Raw genomic sequence first — 17127 nt, 5'->3', positions numbered from 1 at the left:
CGAAGGAAAAGACATGACTGAACAGCTTCCCAACAGCTATCCCGTGCTGCCGCTGCGCGACATCGTGGTCTTCCCCCACATGATCGTGCCGCTGTTCGTCGGGCGCGAAAAGTCGGTGCGCGCACTCGAGGAGGTGATGGCCGACGATCGCCAGATCCTGCTTTCGTCGCAGATCGATCCGTCGGTCGATGATCCGACGACGGACGGGATCTATCGGTCCGGCGTTCTGGCCAATGTCCTCCAGCTTCTCAAGCTGCCCGACGGCACCGTGAAGGTGCTGGTCGAGGGCAAGAGCCGCGTGCGGATCACCGAATTCGTGCAGAACGACTCGTTCTTCGAGGCTCGGGCCGAGCGTCTCGACGAGCAGCCGGGCGATCAGGCGACGGTGGATGCGCTTCTGCGCGCCGTGGCCGAAGAGTTCGAACGCTACGCCAAGATCAAGAAGAACATCCCCGAGGAGGCGCTCTCCGCCGTCTCGGAGACGCGCGACGCCGCCCGTCTGGCCGATCTCGTGGCCGGTCATCTGGGGATCGACGTGGCCCAGAAACAGGCGCTTCTGGAGACGCTCGACGTGGCCGAGCGGCTGGAGAAGGTCTATGGCCACATGCAGGGCGAGATGTCGGTCCTGCAGGTCGAGAAGAAGATCAAGACCCGCGTCAAGTCGCAGATGGAGCGCACCCAGCGCGAATATTATCTGAATGAGCAGATGAAGGCCATTCAGAAGGAGCTCGGCGACGGCGAGGAAGGCCAGAACGAGATCGCCGAGTTGGAAGAGCGGATCGCCAAGACCGAGCTGTCCAAGGAGGCCCGCGACAAGGCCGAGGCCGAGGTCAAGAAACTGAAGTCGATGTCGCCGATGTCGGCCGAGGCCACGGTGGTGCGCAACTATCTCGACTGGCTCCTCGGCGTGCCGTGGGGGGTGAAGTCGCGCACCAAGAAGGACCTGACCAAGGCCGAAGCGGTGCTCGATGCCGACCACCACGGGCTCGAAAAGGTCAAGGAACGCATCGTCGAATATCTCGCCGTGCAGGCGCGGTCGGCCAAGCTCAAGGGGCCGATCCTCTGCCTCGTCGGGCCTCCGGGCGTCGGCAAGACCTCGCTGGGGCGGTCGGTGGCCAAGGCCACAGGGCGGGAGTTCATCCGCATCTCGCTGGGCGGCGTGCGCGACGAATCCGAGATCCGCGGCCACCGCCGGACCTACATCGGCTCGATGCCGGGCAAGATCATCCAGGCGCTGAAGAAGGCCAAGACCACCAACCCGCTGATCCTGCTCGACGAGATCGACAAGATGGGGCAGGACTTCCGCGGCGATCCGGCCTCGGCCATGCTCGAGGTGCTCGACCCGGAACAGAACGCGACCTTCGTGGACCACTATCTCGAAGTGGAATACGATCTGTCGAACGTGATGTTCCTGACCACGGCGAACAGCTACAACATGCCCTCGCCGCTGCTCGACCGGATGGAGATCATCCCGCTCTCGGGCTACACCGAGGATGAAAAGCGCGAGATCGCCAGGCAACACCTGATCCCGAAACAGATCGAGAACCACGGTCTGAAGAAGGGCGAGTTCAGCGTGACCGACGCGGCGCTCACCGAGATCATCCGCACCTACACCCGCGAGGCGGGGGTGCGGAATCTGGAGCGTGAGATTGCCAAGCTGGCGCGGAAGGCCGTGACCGAGATCGTCAAGGGCGCCACCAAGGCGGTCGAGGTCACGCCCGAGAAGCTGGAAAGCTTCCTCTGCGTGAAGCGGCACCGCTATGGCCTCGCCGAGAAAGAGGATCAGGTGGGCGTCGTCACGGGCCTTGCGTGGACGTCGGTCGGCGGGGAACTCCTCTCGATCGAGGCGCTGCGCCTGCCGGGCAAGGGCCGGATGAAGACCACGGGCAAGCTCGGCGACGTGATGAAGGAATCGATCGACGCGGCCTCGAGCTTCGTCCGCTCGATCAGCCCCGAGCTGGGGGTGAAGCCGCCGAAGTTCGAGGCGGTGGACATCCACGTCCACGTCCCCGAGGGCGCGACGCCCAAGGACGGGCCTTCGGCCGGGGTGGCGATGGTGACCTCGATCGTGTCGGTCCTGACCGGCATCCCGGTCCGCAAGGATGTGGCGATGACGGGCGAGGTGACGCTGCGCGGCAACGTGCTGCCGATCGGCGGGCTGAAGGAGAAGCTTCTCGCGGCGCTTCGGGGCGGCATCAAGACGGTGCTGATCCCCGAGGAGAATGCCAAGGATCTGGCCGAGATCCCGGACAACGTGAAGGAGGGGCTGCGGATCGTCCCCGTCTCGCACGTCCGCGAGGTGCTGCGCGAGGCTCTGGTGCGGATGCCCGAGCCGGTGGAATGGGACGAGGCCGCCGAAGAGGCCGCCGCGGCCGCCCGCCGGCTGGAGCGCGAAGCCGCGCCGTCGGCCACGGCGCACTGAACATCCTTCGGAAGACGGGGAAGGCGCGGCTGCGGCCGCGCCTTTTCCTTTGCGTGCTCAGCTTGCTGCCGCGCGGCTTGGCCTTGCGTGCGCCCGCGCCCGCATCCCCACTTCCGTCTCGTGACGTGTCCTCGGGTTGCGTCGATTGAAGCGGCCGGATGTTCGGCCGGGCTGGACGAGTCTGCGGCACTTTCCTAAACCTGCGACAGGCGCAGGTGGGGGACCCTCATGCAGGACGAGAGGCCGGTGGATCAGCTGACCGAGGCGGAGGCCGCGGCAGAGCTTGCGCATCTCGCCGAGGCCATTGCGGCGGCCGATACCGCCTACCACACCCACGACGCGCCGCAGATCAGCGACGCCGATTACGACGCGCTGAAGCGGCGCAACCGCGCCATCGAAGAGCGGTTTCCCGCGCTCCGCCGCCCTGACAGCCCGAGCGAACGGGTGGGGGGCGCGCTGGCCGAAGGCTTTGCAAAGGTCCGCCACGAGGTGCGGATGCTCTCGCTGGAGAACGCCTTCGAACTTGCGGAGGTCGAGGAGTGGATCGAGCGGATCCGCCGCTTCCTCGGCCATGTCGGCGACCTGCGCTTCACGGCCGAGCCCAAGATCGACGGGCTCTCGCTCTCGCTGCGTTACGAAAAGGGCCGGCTGGTTCAGGCCGCCACCCGCGGCGACGGCGAGACGGGCGAGAATGTCACCGAGAACGCGCGCACCATCGGCGACCTGCCGACGGAGTTGACCGGCGCGCCGGACCTGCTCGAGGTTCGCGGCGAGGTCTACATGCGCCACGCGGATTTCGCGGCGCTCAACGAACGGCAGGAGGCCGCGGGCCAGCGCCTCTTCGCCAACCCGCGCAACGCGGCCGCCGGGTCGCTCCGCCAGCTTGATCCCGCCATCACCGCCTCAAGGCCGCTTCATTTCTTCGCCTACGCCTGGGGCGCCCATTCCGAGCCTCTGGCCGACACCCAGCAGGGCGCCATCGCGCGGCTCTCCGCGCTCGGCTTTGCGACGAACCCGCTGACGCGGCTCTGCACCGGCCCCGATGAATTGCTCGCCCACTACGCCGACATCGAACGCCAGAGGGCAAGCCTCGGCTATGACATCGATGGCGTGGTTTACAAGGTGGACGACCTCGCCCTTCAGCGCAGGCTGGGCTTTCGCGCCTCGACCCCCCGCTGGGCCATCGCGCACAAGTTCGCGGCCGAGCTGGCCTGGACCCAGCTCGAGGGGATCGACATCCAGGTGGGCCGCACCGGCGCGCTCTCGCCCGTCGCGCGGCTGAAGCCCGTGACGGTGGGCGGCGTGGTGGTGGCCAATGCCACGCTCCACAACGAGGATTACATCGCAGGTCGCGACTCCAAGGGGCAGGAGATCCGCGGCGGCAAGGACATCCGCGTGGGCGACTGGGTGCAGGTCTATCGTGCGGGCGACGTGATCCCCAAGGTGGCCGAAGTGGATCTGTCCCGACGTCCCGAGGGCGCCAAGCCCTACCGCTTTCCCGACACCTGCCCCGACTGCGGCTCGGCCGCGATCCGCGAACCGGGAGATTCGGTGCGCCGCTGCACGGGCGGTCTGATCTGCCCCGCCCAGCAGGTCGAGCGGCTGAAGCATTTCGTCTCGCGCGCGGCCTTCGACATCGAGGGGCTGGGCGCAAAGCAGGTCGAGGCGCTCTGGCGCGACGGCTGGATCCGGCAGCCCGCCGACATCTTCGAGCTGCCGAACCGCTACCGCGAGGGTCTCCAGCGGCTCGAGAACCGCGAGGGCTGGGGTCGGAAATCGGCGGAGAACCTCTTTGCCGCCATCGAGGCGCGGCGGCGGATCGCGCTGCACCGGCTGATCTTCGCCCTGGGCATCCGCCATGTCGGCGAGACGACCGCCACGCTTCTGGCCACCCACTACGGCAGCTGGGCGGCCTTCGAGGCCGCGATGACCCGCGCCGAGGTGGGATCAGGCCCCGAGTGGCAGGATCTTCTGTCGATCGACGGGGTGGGGGCGGTGCTTGCGACCTCGCTCGTGACCACCTTCCACCAGGAGGCCGAGCGGGCGGCCATCGACGCGCTGGCCGCTCACCTCACGGTCGAGGATGCCGAGCTGCGGGCCCCGGTCGAAAGTCCGATCGCGGGCAAGATCGTGGTCTTCACCGGCACGCTCGAGAAGATGTCGCGCAACGAGGCCAAGGCGCGGGCCGAGGCCCTCGGGGCCAAGGTCTCGGGCTCGGTCTCGGCGCGGACGGACCTCGTGGTGGCGGGGCCGGGGGCAGGGTCCAAGGCAAAACAGGCCGCGGCGCTGGGGGTCGAGACCATCGACGAGGACGCCTGGCTGCGCCTGATCGGCGACGCATGAGCCGGCCCGAGATCCTCTTTCCGCTCTTCGCCGACCTGGAGACGCTGGAGGGGGTCGGCCCCAAGTCGGCCAAGGCCTTCGCCGCTCTGGGCGTGACCCGGCCCAAGGACCTCCTGTTCCTCCTGCCGCATTCGGCGGTGGACCGCAGCCGCCGCCGCTCGATCCACGAGGTCATGCCGCCGGTGACGGCCACGGTCGAGGTCGAGATCGGGGCCCATTACCCTCCGCGGCGCAAGGGCGGCCCCTACCGGATCGCCGTCCGCGACGCCGAGGCCGAGTTCACGCTCGTCTTCTTCCACGCGCGGGGCGACTATCTGACGAAGCTCCTGCCGCAGGGAGAGCGGCGGCTCGTTTCGGGCCGTATCGAGTTCTTCGACGGGATGGCGCAGATGGTCCATCCCGACCATGTGCTGCGCCCCGAAGAGGCCGCGGACCTGCCCGCCTGCGAGCCGGTCTATCCGCTCGCCGCCGGCCTCACCCAGAAGCTGGTGACCAAGGCCGCCGCGGCGGCGCTCGAGCGTCTGCCCGAACTGGCCGAATGGATCGACCCCGCCCTCAAGGCGCGCGAGGGCTGGCCGGACTGGGCCGCCGCGGTGCGGGCCTCGCACGCGCCCGCGACGCCCGCCGATGTGACGCCGACGGCCGCCGCACGCCGGCGTCTGGCCTATGACGAGCTCTTCGCCCACCAGCTCACCCTGACGCTTGCGCGGGCCACGCGCCGGCGCGGCCAGGGTCAGGCGTCGGTCGGCACCGGCGCCCTGCAGCGCCGCGCGCTGGACAACCTGCCCTTCGCACCCACGGGGGCCCAGACCCGCGCCCTGTCCGAGATCGCGGCCGACATGGCCGCCCCCCTGCGGATGAACCGGCTCCTGCAGGGCGATGTAGGGGCGGGCAAGACACTGGTGGCCTTCCTCGCCCTCGCCATTGCGGTCGAGGCGGGCGGGCAGGGCGTGATGATGGCGCCGACCGAGATCCTCGCCCGGCAGCATCTGTCCAGCCTCGCGCCCCTGGCCGAGGCGGCGGGCATCCGGCTGGAGCTGCTCACCGGGCGCGACAAGGGCGCCGAGCGCGCGTCGAAACTCGCCGCGCTCGCCTCGGGCGAAATCGGCGTGCTGGTGGGAACGCACGCCGTCTTCCAGAAGGACGTCCTCTTCCACGATCTGCGACTCGCCATCGTGGATGAGCAACACCGCTTCGGCGTGGCCCAGCGGATGGAGCTGGGCGCCAAGGGTGCGGCCGCGGACGTGCTGGTGATGACGGCAACCCCCATCCCCCGTAGCCTCGCGCTGGCCAGCTACGGCGACATGGATGTGTCGGTTCTGGACGAGAAGCCGCCGGGCCGTTCCCCGGTCAAGACGGCGCTCGTCTCCTGCGAGCGGATGGATGAGGTGGTGGCCAGTCTGGCCCATGCCGTGGCCGAGGGCCGGCAGGCCTACTGGGTCTGCCCGCTGGTCGAGGACAGCGAAGCGGTGGATTACGCCTCGGCCGAGGCCCGGTTCCAGCATCTCCGCGCCGCTCTGGGCGAGGGTGTGGTGGGGCTCGTCCATGGCCAGATGGCCCCGGCCGACAAGGATGCCGCCATGGCGCGCTTCGTGGCCGGCGAGACGCGGGTTCTGGTCGCCACCACGGTGATCGAGGTGGGCGTGAACGTGCCCAACGCCTCGATCATGGTGATCGAGCGGGCCGAAATCTTCGGGCTGGCCCAGCTTCACCAGCTGCGCGGGCGGGTGGGGCGCGGAGCCGCGCAATCCACCTGCCTCCTGATGTATCAGCCCCCCCTCGCCGAGAGCGGCCAGCGCCGCCTCACCATCCTGCGCGAGACCGAGGACGGGTTCCGCATCGCCGAGGAGGATCTGGCGATCCGCGGCGCCGGCGACCTGATCGGCACGGCGCAGTCCGGCCTCCCGCGCTTCCGCATCGCCGACCTCGAGCGGCAGGCCGCCCTGATGGAGCTTGCCCAGTCCGACGCCCGCAAGCTTCTGAACGACGATCCGGAGCTGGCCTCCCCGCGCGGCCAGGCTGCGCGCCTCCTGCTCTGGCTTCTCGACCAGGACCGGGCGATCCGCCTCCTCTCCGTGGGCTGAGCCTCCGGTCTTTCACTCTGCCCAAATATCCTCGGGGTGAGGGTCCGGGAGAGGGGCAGACAGCCCCTCTCCCGGCCTTCCGGCGGCCCTCAGCCCGCCATCGGCCGCGATGTTCCTAAAAAGTTCTTTACACACCTTAACGGTCGTGAGAACATTAACAGAACATCAAGACGGAGACCGCTGATGCTGACCGAGATGAAGGATATCCTCTCCCGCTGCTCCGACACGCTGATCGAGGACGCGCTGGGTGTTGCCACCGTCTTTTCGCTGCTGATCGCCGCGCTCTACCTGCCGCATTTCCTCTGACTTCTTGCCCGCGGCCGGTCCCTGGCAGCCGCCTGCTGCCCGTCCCCATATCGCCGGACCGGACGCAACTGCCGTCGCCCTTGCCCCGGGCGGCGGCCTTTTCATTTGGATGTCGGTCAGCAGCCCTGCGGCGCCTCGTCAGCGCGCTTCCGCCTCGGCGAAGGCGTCGGCGGCCGCTTCCAGCGCAAGCAGGATCGAGGCATGGCGGTTGCGGTAGTCGCGCGCGGGGATCAGCACCTCGTAGCCGTCGAACGGGGGCGCGGGCACCGGACCCTCGGCCGTCAGCATGGCCTTCAGCGCATCCCGCGCGCCCTCGATCTCGGACCGGCTGCGTCCCAGCAGCGCGCGGCCCATGATCGAGGCCGAAGCCTGCCCCAGCGCGCAGGCCTTCACATCCTGCGCGAAATCCGCCACCCGCCCGTCGCTGAGGCTCAGGTCCACCGTCACCATCGACCCGCAGACCGGAGACCGCCGCCGGGCGCTGCCCTGGGGCTCTGGCAGGCGGCCGATGTGTGGAATATCCGCCGCCAGTTCGAGGATGCGCCCCGAATAGAGGCTGATCAGGTCGCTGTCGCTCATGGCTTTCCTCTTCGCGCTCGACCTTCTAGATAGGCTCTCGCGCGCCTGATGAAAAGGAACCCTCATGGCCTTCGATCCCGCCTCGCTGACCTATGACGCCCGAGGCCTCGTTCCCGCCATCGCGCAGGATCATGCGACGGGCGAGGTGCTGATGATGGCCTGGATGAACGCCGAGGCCGTGGCCCGGACGCTCGAGACCGGCCGCGTCACCTACTGGTCGCGCTCGCGCCAGTCCTTCTGGGTCAAGGGCGAGACCTCGGGCCACATCCAGCGGCTGGTCGAGCTGCGGATCGACTGCGACCGCGACTGTCTTCTGCTGCTCATCGAGCAGGTGGGCCCGGCCTGCCACACCCACCGCCGCTCCTGCTTCTACACCGCCGTCCGCGAGGGCGCCGAGCAGATCATTCTCGCCCCGATGGGCTGAGCGTCAGAAGCCCACAAGGGCGCGGATCTCGCGCGGCGTGATCCCCTCGGCGCGGTATTTCGCGATGGCCTTGGAGTCGTCCCGCTTGGCCAGCCGCTTGCCCGCTTCGTCGCGGATCAGCCGATGATGGTGGTAGTCCGGCGTCGGCAGTCCCAGCAGGCGTTGCAGCAGGACATGGGCCGCCGTCGCCTCGAAGAGATCCTCGCCCCGCACCACCTCGGTCACGCCCTGCGCGGCATCGTCCACCACAACGGCGAGGTGGTAGGAGGTGCCAAAGCCTCGGCGCGCCAGCACCAGATCGCCCACGCTCGCCGCCAGATCGCCCGCCTCGTGCCAGCCCGCGAGAGGGCCCGTCTCGTGAAAACCGCACCGCCCGACCAGCGCCTGCGCCCGCGCCATGTCGAGCCGGATGGCATCGTCGGGCCCGGCCTCCTCCATCCGCCGCCCGCGGCAGGTGCCGGGGTAGATGATGCCGTCCGGGCCCACCGGCACCCCCTCCTGCGGGGCCGAGAGGGCCGCCCGGATGTCCGCGCGGCTGCAGCGGCAGGGGTAGATCAGGCCCAGCACTCCCAGCCGCACCAGCGCCGCCTGGTAGGCCGTGCCGCGCGCGGACTGCCGCATCACGGGCCGCGGCCAGTCGAGGCCCAGCCAGTGCAGGTCGTCGAAGATCTGCGCCTCCCACTCCGGCCCGCAGCGGCTGCGGTCGATGTCCTCGATGCGGAGCAGGGCCGTGCCGGATCCCGCGCGCTTCCAGACGGTCAGGGCCGAAAAGGCATGGCCCAGATGCAGCGGCCCGGTCGGCGAGGGCGCAAAGCGGGTTACGCGGCCAGCCATTCCGCGAAGGCTGCCTTGGCGCGGTCGGTGTAGGCCTTGTAGCGGTCCTTGCGCCCGCGCCGGCCGCCCTTGGCTTCAATGGGCGGGAAGAGGCCGAAGTTCACGTTCATCGGCTGGAAGGTCTTCGCCTCGGCGCCGCCGGTGATGTGGGTGATCAGCGCGCCCATCGCCGTCTCGGGCGGCGGCGGCGGCAGATCGCGGCCGAGGATCTCGGCCGCAGCCATCCGCCCCGCCAGAAGGCCCATGGCCGCACTCTCGACATAGCCTTCCACGCCAGTGACTTGCCCGGCGAAGCGAATGTTCGGTCTCAGCTTCAGCCGCATCCGGTCATCGAGCAGCGTGGGAGAGTTGAGGAAGGTGTTGCGATGAATGCCGCCAAGCCGCGCAAAGCTGGCATTCTCCAGCCCGGGAATCATCCTGAAAACGGATGTTTGCGGGCCATACTTCATCTTGGTCTGGAAGCCCACGATGTTGTAGAGCGTGCCGAGCTTGTTGTCGCGCCGCAGCTGGACGACGGCATGGGCCTTGTCCTGCGGCTTGTGGGCGTTGGTCAGCCCGACGGGCTTCATCGGCCCGTGGCGCAGCGTTTCGCGTCCACGCTCGGCCATGACCTCGATGGGCAGGCAGCCGTCGAAATAGCCGGCCGTCTCGCCGTCGTGAAACTCGGTCTTCTCTGCGGCCAGAAGGGCGTCGATGAAGGCCTCATACTGCTCGCGGGTCATCGGGCAGTTGATGTAGGCGGTGCGCTCTTCCTCGGTTTCGCCCTTGTCGTAGCGGGACTGGCGCCAGGCGACCGACATGTCGATGCTCTCGGCATAGACGATGGGCGCGATGGCGTCGAAGAAGGCCAGCGACTGCGCGCCCGTGACGGCACGGATGCTCTCGGCAAGGCTCGAGGAGGTCAGGGGCCCGGTCGCGATGATCCAGTCCCCGTCTGAGGGAAGCGCCGCAAGCTCTTCCTCCACAACGGAAATCAGCGGATGCGCCCGCAGCCGCGCCGTCACGCTTTCGGCGAAGGGATCGCGGTCCACCGCCAGCGCGCCGCCCGCCGGCAGCCGGTGGGCCGAGGCCATTTCCATGATAAGCCCACGCGCCGCGCGCATCTCCCAGTGCAGGAGCCCCACGGCGTTTCTCTCGTCATCGTCCGACCGGAACGAGTTCGAGCAGACCATTTCGGCAAACTGCCCGGTCCGGTGGGCGAAGGTGCCGACCCTTGGCCGCATCTCGTGCAGCACCACGGGCACGCCCATTTCCGCGGCCTGCCATGCGGCCTCGGAGCCGGCCATGCCGGCCCCCACGATGTGCAGGCTGCGCGTCATGGCTCAGGCCTCTTCCCCGCCAGTGTCGCCCATTTCGACCACCTCGGCGGTGTCGCCCGCGTCGGCGATCCGGGCCACCGACACCACCTCTTCGCTGCCGCCGGTGTCGAACACCCGGACCCCGCCGGCCGAGCGCGAGCGGAAGCTGATCTGCTCCACCGGGACGCGGATCGACTGCCCGCCCGAGGTCGCGAGCATGACCTGATCGCTCATCTCGATGGGGAAGCAGGCCACGAGCGGCCCGCCGCGCATCGACTTCTCGAAAGCGGTGACGCCCTGGCCGCCACGTCCGCGCACCGGATAGTCATGGCTCGACGAGATCTTGCCGAGGCCGCGCGCGGTGATCGTCAGGATCAGGTCTTCGGCGGCCGACATCTCGGCATAGCGGGTGGGCGAAAGCTGCCCCGCCTCGATCGCGTCCTCGTCCTCGTCGCTCTCGGCCTCTTCGGTGACGCCGGCCATCAGGCGGCGCTGCTTGAGGTAGGCGGCGCGCTCGGCCGGGTCGGCCTCGAAATGGCGGATGACCGACATCGAGACCACGCGATCGCCCTCGGCCAGCCGGATGCCCCGCACGCCGGTCGAGTCGCGGCCCGAGAACACCCGGACATCGGTGGTCTGGAAGCGGATGGCGCGCCCCAGGGCCGTGACCATCATCACGTCGTCGTTCTCGTCGCAGATCGAGACATTCACGAGGCTCACGCCTTCGGGCAGCTTCATCGCGATCTTGCCGTTGCGCTTGACGTTGGTGAAGTCCGACAGGCGGTTGCGGCGCACGTCGCCTTCCGAGGTGGCAAAGACCACCTGCAGGCGGTCCCACTCCGCCTCGGGCTCGTCGATCTTCATCAGGGCCGCGATGCTGATGCCGGTCGCGATGGGCAGGATGTTGACGATGGCCTTGCCCTTTGCCGTCCGCCCGCCCAGCGGCAGGCGCCAGCACTTGAGGTCATAGACCATGCCGTCGGTGGTGAAGAACAGAAGCTGGGTGTGGGTGTTGGCGACGAAGAGGGTCGTCACCACGTCGTCTTCCTTGGTCGCCATGGACGCAAGGCCCTTGCCGCCGCGGCGCTGGCTGCGGAACTCGGCCAGCGGCGTGCGCTTGATGTAGCCGCCCGAGGTGATGGTCACCACCATGTCCTCGCGCTCGATCAGGTCCTCGTCTTCCAGATCGCCGGCCCATTCAGAGATCTCGGTGCGGCGCGGCACGGCGAAGAGCGCCTTCACCTCGCGCAACTCGTCCGAGATGATCGCCATGATCCTCTCGCGCGAGCCGAGGATCTCGAGATAGTCGCGGATCTTCGCGGCGAGTTCGGCCAGCTCGTCCGTGACCTCCTTGACGCCCATCGCCGTCAGGCGCTGGAGGCGCAGGTCGAGGATCGCGCGGGCCTGGATCTCGGAGAGGTTGTAGGTGCCGTCCTCGTTGATCGTGTGCGAAGGATCGTCGATCAGCCGGATGTAGTCGGCGATCTCGGCCGCGGGCCAGCGCCGCGTCATCAGCCGCTCGCGCGCCTCGGCCGGATCGGCCGAGGAGCGGATCGTGGCCACCACCTCGTCCACGTTCGAGACCGCGACGGCGAGACCGCAGAGGATATGGCTGCGCTCGCGCGCCTTGCGCAGTTCGTAGGCGGTGCGGCGCGCCACGACTTCTTCGCGGAAGGTCAGGAAGTGGCTCAGGAAATCGCGCAGCGTAAGCTGCTCGGGCCGGCCGCCGTTCAGCGCCAGCATGTTGCAGCCGAAGGTGGTCTGCATCGGCGTGAAGCGCCAGAGCTGGTTCAGCACCACCTCGGGCGTGGCGTCGCGCTTGAGTTCGATCACCACGCGGACGCCGACCCGGTCGGATTCGTCCTGGACGTGGGCGATGCCCTCGATCTTCTTCTCGCGCACCATCTCAGCGATCTTCTCGATCATGGTCGCCTTGTTCACCTGATAGGGGATCTCGTCGAGCACGATCGCGTAGCGGTCCTTGCGGATCTCTTCCACGCGGACCTTGGCCCGCATGATGACCGAGCCGCGGCCCTCCAGATAGGCCTTGCGCGCGCCCGAGCGGCCGAGGATCACGCCGCCGGTGGGGAAGTCGGGGCCGGGGATGATCTCCATCAGCCGCTCGGTCGAGATGTCGGGGTTCTCGATCATGGCGAGCGTGGCGTCCACCACCTCACCAAGGTTGTGCGGCGGGATGTTCGTGGCCATGCCGACCGCGATGCCGCCCGCGCCATTGACCAGCATGTTCGGGAAGCGCGCCGGCAGGACCGTGGGTTCGCGGTCCTTGCCGTCGTAGTTGTCCTGGAAATCGACGGTGTCCTTGTCGATGTCGGCCAGCAGGAAGGCCGCCGGCTTGTCCATCCGCACCTCGGTGTAGCGCATGGCGGCCGCATTGTCGCCGTCCATCGAGCCGAAGTTGCCCTGGCCGTCCAGCAGCTTCAGGCCCATCGAGAAGGGCTGCGCCATCCGCACCAGCGCGTCATAGATCGCGCCGTCGCCGTGCGGGTGATATTTCCCCATCGTGTCGCCCACCGGACGGGCGGACTTGCGGTAGGGCTTGTCGTGCGTGTTCCCCGTCTCGTGCATCGCGTAAAGGATGCGGCGGTGCACCGGCTTGAGCCCGTCGCGCAGGTCGGGAATCGCGCGGCTGACGATGACGCTCATCGCATAGTCGAGATAGGCGGTCTTCATTTCCTCGGCGATGGAGACCTGAGGCAGTCCGCCATGCGGTCTGCCCATTTCTTCATCATCGCCGGGCTCTTCGGGACGGTCGGTCACGGGGACGCTCTCTTTCGCGGGAAACCATATCTCGTTGGGGCGAACTATAGACCATCCCGCATATGGGGTGCAATGCCGCGGGGCCACAGGTCTCGCCCGCTCTGCCAGCATCCGGCAGGAGTGAGTGCCAACATCAGGGATTCATTGAAAAATCAGGAATCCGCTACATCCTTTTCCTAAGTGCAACCTTCGGAGGGCCGCAATGCGCGAAACGGAACTGATGCTGGCCGGCTACGGGCTCACCACCGCCGAGATCTTCTACCGGATGCCCGACCACCGGAATGTCCTCAACACCTTCGTCTGGCAGGAGTATGACCTCGCGCCGGATTATCCCGCCCTGTTCGGCTTCATCGGGTTCTGGCAGGAGAAGATCGAGGGCCCGCTCCATTCCGTGCGGTTCACGCATCGCAAGCTGATCAAGCCGGGCGAGTGGCGCCATGTGGTCAAGGAGTTCCGCCTGAACTGAGCGTCCCCCGGCTCAGCCGAAGCCGCGGGTCGGCCGGTCGAAGACCTTGCGCCCCATGATCGAGGCGGCCAGCTCGACCATCAGCCGTGCGGTGCGCCCGCGCTCGTCGAGGAAGGGATTCAGTTCCACCATATCGAGCGAGGTCACGAGGCCGCTTTCGTGCAGAAGCTCCATCACCAGATGCGCCTCGCGCACCGTGGCGCCGCCGGGCACGGTCGTGCCGACCGCGGGCGCGTGAGCGGGATCGACGAAATCCACGTCGAGCGAGACATGCAGCATCCCGTTGGCCGCGCGCACCTTGTCCAGGAACTCGCGCATGGGGGCGCAGATGCCGAACTCGTCGATCACCCGCATGTCGATGATCGAGATGTCATGCAGCAGAAGGGCCGCATGTTCCTCGGGATCGACCGAGCGGATGCCGAAGAGGCAGATCCTCTCGGCCGGCAGCGGCGCGGGGAAGGGCGGGAAGCCGTCAAACCCGTCGCGGCCCGCGGCATAGGCCACCGGCACCCCGTGCAGATTGCCCGAGGTCGTGGTCTGGAGCGTGTGGAAATCGGAATGGGCATCCAGCCACAGCAGGAACAGCGGCCGTCCCGTGGCCGCCGCATGGGCCGCGGCCCCCGCCACGGTCCCGAGGGCGAGCGAATGGTCGCCGCCCATCACGATGGGAAAGCCGCGGCCGAGGGCGTCCTCGACCGCTTCCTTCAGGGCGATCGTCCAGCCGATCGTCTCGGGCAGCGCATGGAGGCGCGGATCGGGCGTGGCGACCGCGGGCAGCGGCCCCGGCGCCACGTCGCCCCGGTCCTCGACCGCATGGCCGAGATCGGTCAGGGCCCGGCCCAGACCCGCCACGCGATAGGCCGCCGGCCCCATCAGGCAGCCCGGCCGACGCTGGCCGCTGTCGATCGGTGCCCCGATCAGGATGCAGGTCTTGGGCATGTCGTTCTCCGTGGCTGTCCGCGCACCATCATGGCCATGCGCGCGCGAAGGGGCCAGCCCCGGCCGCCGGGATCCGCAAGCCTTCGCCGCCGCAATCGCGCCCGGCGCGGCTCCTCACGCCGCCCATCAAAAAGGCGGGAGCGGTCCGTCAGGCATGGAAGCCCGCGCCGGATCCCGCTAAGGTTTCCCCCGACTTCGGGAGGGTGACCGCATGATCGTTGAACTCGGCCATTTCGCGCTGGTGCTGTCACTGGGCGTCGCCCTCGTGCAATCCTTCGTGCCGCTCGTGGGGGCGCACAAACGCTGGTCCGGCTGGATGGCCGTGGCCGAGCCCGCCGCCATGACCCAGCTGCTGCTGATCGGGTTCAGCTTCGCCGCGCTGACCTGGGCCTTCGTCACCTCCGACTTCTCGGTGAGGCTGGTCGTGCTCAACTCGCACACGCTGAAGCCGATGCTCTACAAGATCAGCGGCGTCTGGGGAAACCACGAGGGCTCGCTGCTCTTGTGGGTGCTGATCCTCGCGTTGTTCGGCGCCTGTGCCGCGGCCTTCGGGCAGAACCTGCCGCCGACGCTGAAGGCGCGGGTGCTGGCGGTGCAGGGGATGATCGGCGCGGCCTTCCTTGCCTTCCTGCTCTTCACCTCGAACCCGTTCCTGCGCCTCGGCGAGCCGCCCTTCGACGGACAGGACCTGAACCCGCTCCTGCAGGATCCGGGCCTCGCCTTCCATCCGCCCTTCCTCTACCTTGGCTATGTCGGGCTCTCGATGGCCTTCTCCTTCGCGGTCGCCGCGCTGATCGAGGGGCGGGTGGACGCCGCCTGGGGGCGCTGGGTGCGGCCCTGGACGCTGGCGGCCTGGGTGTTCCTGACCATCGGCATCGCGCTCGGCTCCTGGTGGGCCTATTACGAGCTGGGCTGGGGCGGGTTCTGGTTCTGGGACCCGGTCGAGAACGCCTCGTTCATGCCCTGGCTGATCGCGGCGGCGCTGCTCCATTCGGCCATCGTGGTCGAAAAGCGCGAGGCGCTGAAAAGCTGGACGATCCTTCTGGCGATCCTGGCCTTCGGCTTCTCGCTGATCGGCACCTTCATCGTGCGCTCGGGCGTGATCACCTCGGTCCATGCCTTCGCCAATGATCCCGAGCGCGGGGTCTTCATCCTGCTGATCCTGGCCGTCTTCATGGGCGGCGCGCTGACGCTCTTTGCCGCCCGCGCAAGCGCCATGGAGGCCAAGGGCGTGTTCGGCATCGTCAGCCGCGAGTCCGGTCTGGTGCTGAACAACGTCCTCCTCACCGTGGCCTGTTTCGTGGTGTTCATCGGCACGATCTGGCCCTTGGTGGCCGAGCTTCTGTGGGACCGCAAGCTGTCGGTCGGGGCGCCCTTCTTCAATGCGGCCTTCACGCCCTTCATGGTGGTGATCGCACTCGTGCTGCCGCTCGCCGCCGTGCTGCCGTGGAAACGCGCGCAGCCCGGCCGGGCGATGCGGCCGCTCTGGGGGGCGCTCGTGCTATCGGTGGCGCTCGGCGGGCTGGTCTTCGCGATGCAGACCGGCCGTTCCGCGCTGGGGCCGGTGGGTCTGGCGCTGGGCACCTGGCTCGTGCTGGGGGCGATCGTCGATCTCTGGGGCCGGACCGGCCGCGGCCATCTGGCCAGCCGTCTGCGGCGCATCTCGCGGCTGCCGCGCGCCGACTGGGGCAAGGCCACCGCCCACGCCGGTCTCGGCGTCACGATCTTCGCCGTGGCGGGCATCACCGCCTGGCAGGTCGAGGATATCCGCGTGATGCGCCCGGGCGAGAGCTTCACCCTCAACGCCTACAGCATCACGCTCGAGGGCGTGCGCGAGGTCGAGGGCCCGAACTACGCCTCGATCATGGCCGACTTCCGCGTGACCCGCGACGGGCGCGAGGTCGCGACGCTCCACCCCGAAAAGCGCAGCTATCCGGTGGCCGCCATGCCCACGACCGAGGCCGCGATCGACTATGGCTTCACCCGCGACCTCTATCTGGTGATCGGCGACGCGCAGGAGGGCGGCGGCTACGCGGTGCGCAGCTACATCAAGCCCTTCGCCAACTGGATCTGGGGCGGCTCGATGCTCATGGCGCTCGGCGGGCTTCTGAGCCTGACGGACCGCCGCTACCGCATCGCCGCCGGCGCGCGCCGTACGCCTGTCGCGGTGGCCGCGGAATGAGGGTCGCTGCGCTCCTTCTGGCGGGGCTGCTCGCCACGCCCGCCCTTGCGGTGCAGCCCGACGAGATCCTCGCCGATCCGGCGCTCGAGTCGCGGGCGCGTGACATCTCGCAGGGGCTGCGCTGCCTTGTCTGCCGGAACGAGAACATCGACGATTCAAACGCCGAGCTGGCCCGCGACCTGCGGCTTCTGGTGCGCGAACGGCTCGAGGCGGGCGACACGGACGCCGAGGTGGTCGATTTCGTGGTGGATCGCTACGGTGAATATGTGCTGCTGAACCCCACGACGGGCGGCGCGAACCTGATCCTCTGGATCGCGGGCCCTGCGATGCTCGTGGGTGGGCTGGGGCTTGCCGCGCTCTACCTTCGCCGCCGCCGCGCCGCGCCCGAGCCCGCGGCCGCCGCCCTCTCGGACGAGGAGAGGGCCCGGCTTGCGGAAATCCTGAAGGACTGACGCGCCGTCGCGCTTCCGCG

13 protein-coding genes are annotated in these 17127 nt (G+C 68.6%); 8 read left to right on the top strand and 5 right to left on the bottom strand.

Annotated features, from left to right (window positions below):
• Nucleotides 1-13: 13 nt before the first annotated feature.
• From lon to FG154_RS21685, 4 genes are all read left to right on the top strand, one after another.
• Nucleotides 14-2422: an endopeptidase La gene (lon, locus tag FG154_RS00230; protein WP_145103078.1), complete on the top strand. Its 2409-nt coding sequence runs from the start codon at nt 14-16 to the stop codon at nt 2420-2422.
• A gap of 228 nt (nt 2423-2650) precedes the next feature.
• Complete coding sequence (ligA, locus tag FG154_RS00225; RefSeq protein ID WP_145103076.1) at nt 2651-4765, top strand: NAD-dependent DNA ligase LigA; 2115 nt, start codon at nt 2651-2653, stop codon at nt 4763-4765.
• Nucleotides 4762-6849: an ATP-dependent DNA helicase RecG gene (recG, locus tag FG154_RS00220; RefSeq protein ID WP_145103073.1), complete on the top strand. Its 2088-nt coding sequence runs from the start codon at nt 4762-4764 to the stop codon at nt 6847-6849. Before ligA ends, recG begins: the two co-directional genes overlap by 4 nt.
• 183 nt (nt 6850-7032) lie before the next feature.
• Complete coding sequence (locus tag FG154_RS21685) at nt 7033-7155, top strand: hypothetical protein (protein WP_145103070.1); 123 nt, start codon at nt 7033-7035, stop codon at nt 7153-7155.
• 138 nt (nt 7156-7293) lie between these two features.
• Here the strand turns inward: FG154_RS21685 and FG154_RS00210 are convergent, their stop codons facing one another.
• Entirely contained in the window at nt 7294-7734 is a 441-nt protein-coding gene (locus tag FG154_RS00210) for an iron-sulfur cluster assembly scaffold protein (protein WP_145103067.1), read from the bottom strand.
• 64 nt (nt 7735-7798) lie between these two features.
• On the opposite strand from FG154_RS00210, the gene hisI reads away from it, so the two are divergent.
• Nucleotides 7799-8158, top strand: coding sequence for a phosphoribosyl-AMP cyclohydrolase (hisI, locus tag FG154_RS00205; protein WP_145103064.1), 360 nt, complete (start codon nt 7799-7801; stop codon nt 8156-8158).
• Nucleotides 8159-8161: 3 nt separating this feature from the next.
• Here hisI and gluQRS read toward each other — a convergent pair whose 3' ends face one another.
• Genes gluQRS through gyrA form a run of 3 tightly spaced genes read right to left on the bottom strand, consistent with a single transcriptional unit; the run spans nt 8162 to nt 13068 of the window.
• Nucleotides 8162-8992 carry a tRNA glutamyl-Q(34) synthetase GluQRS gene (gluQRS, locus tag FG154_RS00200; RefSeq protein ID WP_145103061.1) on the bottom strand — a complete coding sequence of 277 codons (831 nt, stop codon included), beginning with the start codon at nt 8990-8992 and terminating at the stop codon, nt 8162-8164.
• Nucleotides 8977-10311, bottom strand: a complete 1335-nt coding sequence (trmFO, locus tag FG154_RS00195; RefSeq protein WP_145103058.1) for a methylenetetrahydrofolate--tRNA-(uracil(54)-C(5))-methyltransferase (FADH(2)-oxidizing) TrmFO — start codon at nt 10309-10311, stop codon at nt 8977-8979. Before trmFO ends, gluQRS begins: the two co-directional genes overlap by 16 nt.
• A 3-nt stretch (nt 10312-10314) precedes the next feature.
• Nucleotides 10315-13068 carry a DNA gyrase subunit A gene (gene gyrA / locus FG154_RS00190; RefSeq protein WP_186312255.1) on the bottom strand — a complete coding sequence of 918 codons (2754 nt, stop codon included), beginning with the start codon at nt 13066-13068 and terminating at the stop codon, nt 10315-10317.
• A 202-nt stretch (nt 13069-13270) separates the two neighbouring features.
• On the opposite strand from gyrA, the gene FG154_RS00185 reads away from it, so the two are divergent.
• Nucleotides 13271-13534 (top strand): usg protein, encoded by a 264-nt coding sequence (locus FG154_RS00185; protein WP_145103055.1) that lies wholly within the window; start codon nt 13271-13273, stop codon nt 13532-13534.
• A gap of 12 nt (nt 13535-13546) precedes the next feature.
• Here the strand turns inward: FG154_RS00185 and rocF are convergent, their stop codons facing one another.
• On the bottom strand, nt 13547-14473 hold the full coding sequence (gene rocF / locus FG154_RS00180) for an arginase (RefSeq protein WP_145103052.1): 927 nt from the start codon (nt 14471-14473) through the stop codon (nt 13547-13549).
• Nucleotides 14474-14684: 211 nt separating this feature from the next.
• Here rocF and FG154_RS00175 point away from each other — a divergent pair, with 211 nt between their 5' ends.
• Both FG154_RS00175 and FG154_RS00170 read left to right on the top strand, forming a co-directional pair.
• Entirely contained in the window at nt 14685-16655 is a 1971-nt protein-coding gene (locus FG154_RS00175; protein ID WP_145103049.1) for a heme lyase CcmF/NrfE family subunit, read from the top strand.
• Nucleotides 16652-17107, top strand: a complete 456-nt coding sequence (locus tag FG154_RS00170; protein WP_145103046.1) for a cytochrome c-type biogenesis protein — start codon at nt 16652-16654, stop codon at nt 17105-17107. Before FG154_RS00175 ends, FG154_RS00170 begins: the two co-directional genes overlap by 4 nt.
• Nucleotides 17108-17127 lie beyond the last annotated feature (20 nt).

Origin of the sequence: Cereibacter sediminicola (genome assembly GCF_007668225.1) — a bacterium.
In the GTDB taxonomy this organism is placed as follows: domain Bacteria; phylum Pseudomonadota; class Alphaproteobacteria; order Rhodobacterales; family Rhodobacteraceae; genus Cereibacter_A; species Cereibacter_A azotoformans.
Note: the sequence above shows the minus strand (reverse complement) of the source record. Positions and strands in the feature narration are given on the sequence as shown.

What these genes read in the sequence shown, in the direction of transcription:
- lon (WP_145103078.1), top strand. Translation starts at nt 14, where the DNA reads ATGACTGAACAGCTTCCCAACAGCTATCCCGTGCTGCCGCTGCGCGAC.
- ligA (WP_145103076.1), top strand. Translation starts at nt 2,651, where the DNA reads ATGCAGGACGAGAGGCCGGTGGATCAGCTGACCGAGGCGGAGGCCGCG.
- recG (WP_145103073.1), top strand. Translation starts at nt 4,762, where the DNA reads ATGAGCCGGCCCGAGATCCTCTTTCCGCTCTTCGCCGACCTGGAGACG.
- FG154_RS21685 (WP_145103070.1), top strand. Translation starts at nt 7,033, where the DNA reads ATGCTGACCGAGATGAAGGATATCCTCTCCCGCTGCTCCGACACGCTG.
- FG154_RS00210 (WP_145103067.1), bottom strand. Translation starts at nt 7,734, where the DNA reads ATGAGCGACAGCGACCTGATCAGCCTCTATTCGGGGCGCATCCTCGAA.
- hisI (WP_145103064.1), top strand. Translation starts at nt 7,799, where the DNA reads ATGGCCTTCGATCCCGCCTCGCTGACCTATGACGCCCGAGGCCTCGTT.
- gluQRS (WP_145103061.1), bottom strand. Translation starts at nt 8,992, where the DNA reads ATGGCTGGCCGCGTAACCCGCTTTGCGCCCTCGCCGACCGGGCCGCTG.
- trmFO (WP_145103058.1), bottom strand. Translation starts at nt 10,311, where the DNA reads ATGACGCGCAGCCTGCACATCGTGGGGGCCGGCATGGCCGGCTCCGAG.
- FG154_RS00185 (WP_145103055.1), top strand. Translation starts at nt 13,271, where the DNA reads ATGCGCGAAACGGAACTGATGCTGGCCGGCTACGGGCTCACCACCGCC.
- rocF (WP_145103052.1), bottom strand. Translation starts at nt 14,473, where the DNA reads ATGCCCAAGACCTGCATCCTGATCGGGGCACCGATCGACAGCGGCCAG.
- FG154_RS00175 (WP_145103049.1), top strand. Translation starts at nt 14,685, where the DNA reads ATGATCGTTGAACTCGGCCATTTCGCGCTGGTGCTGTCACTGGGCGTC.
- FG154_RS00170 (WP_145103046.1), top strand. Translation starts at nt 16,652, where the DNA reads ATGAGGGTCGCTGCGCTCCTTCTGGCGGGGCTGCTCGCCACGCCCGCC.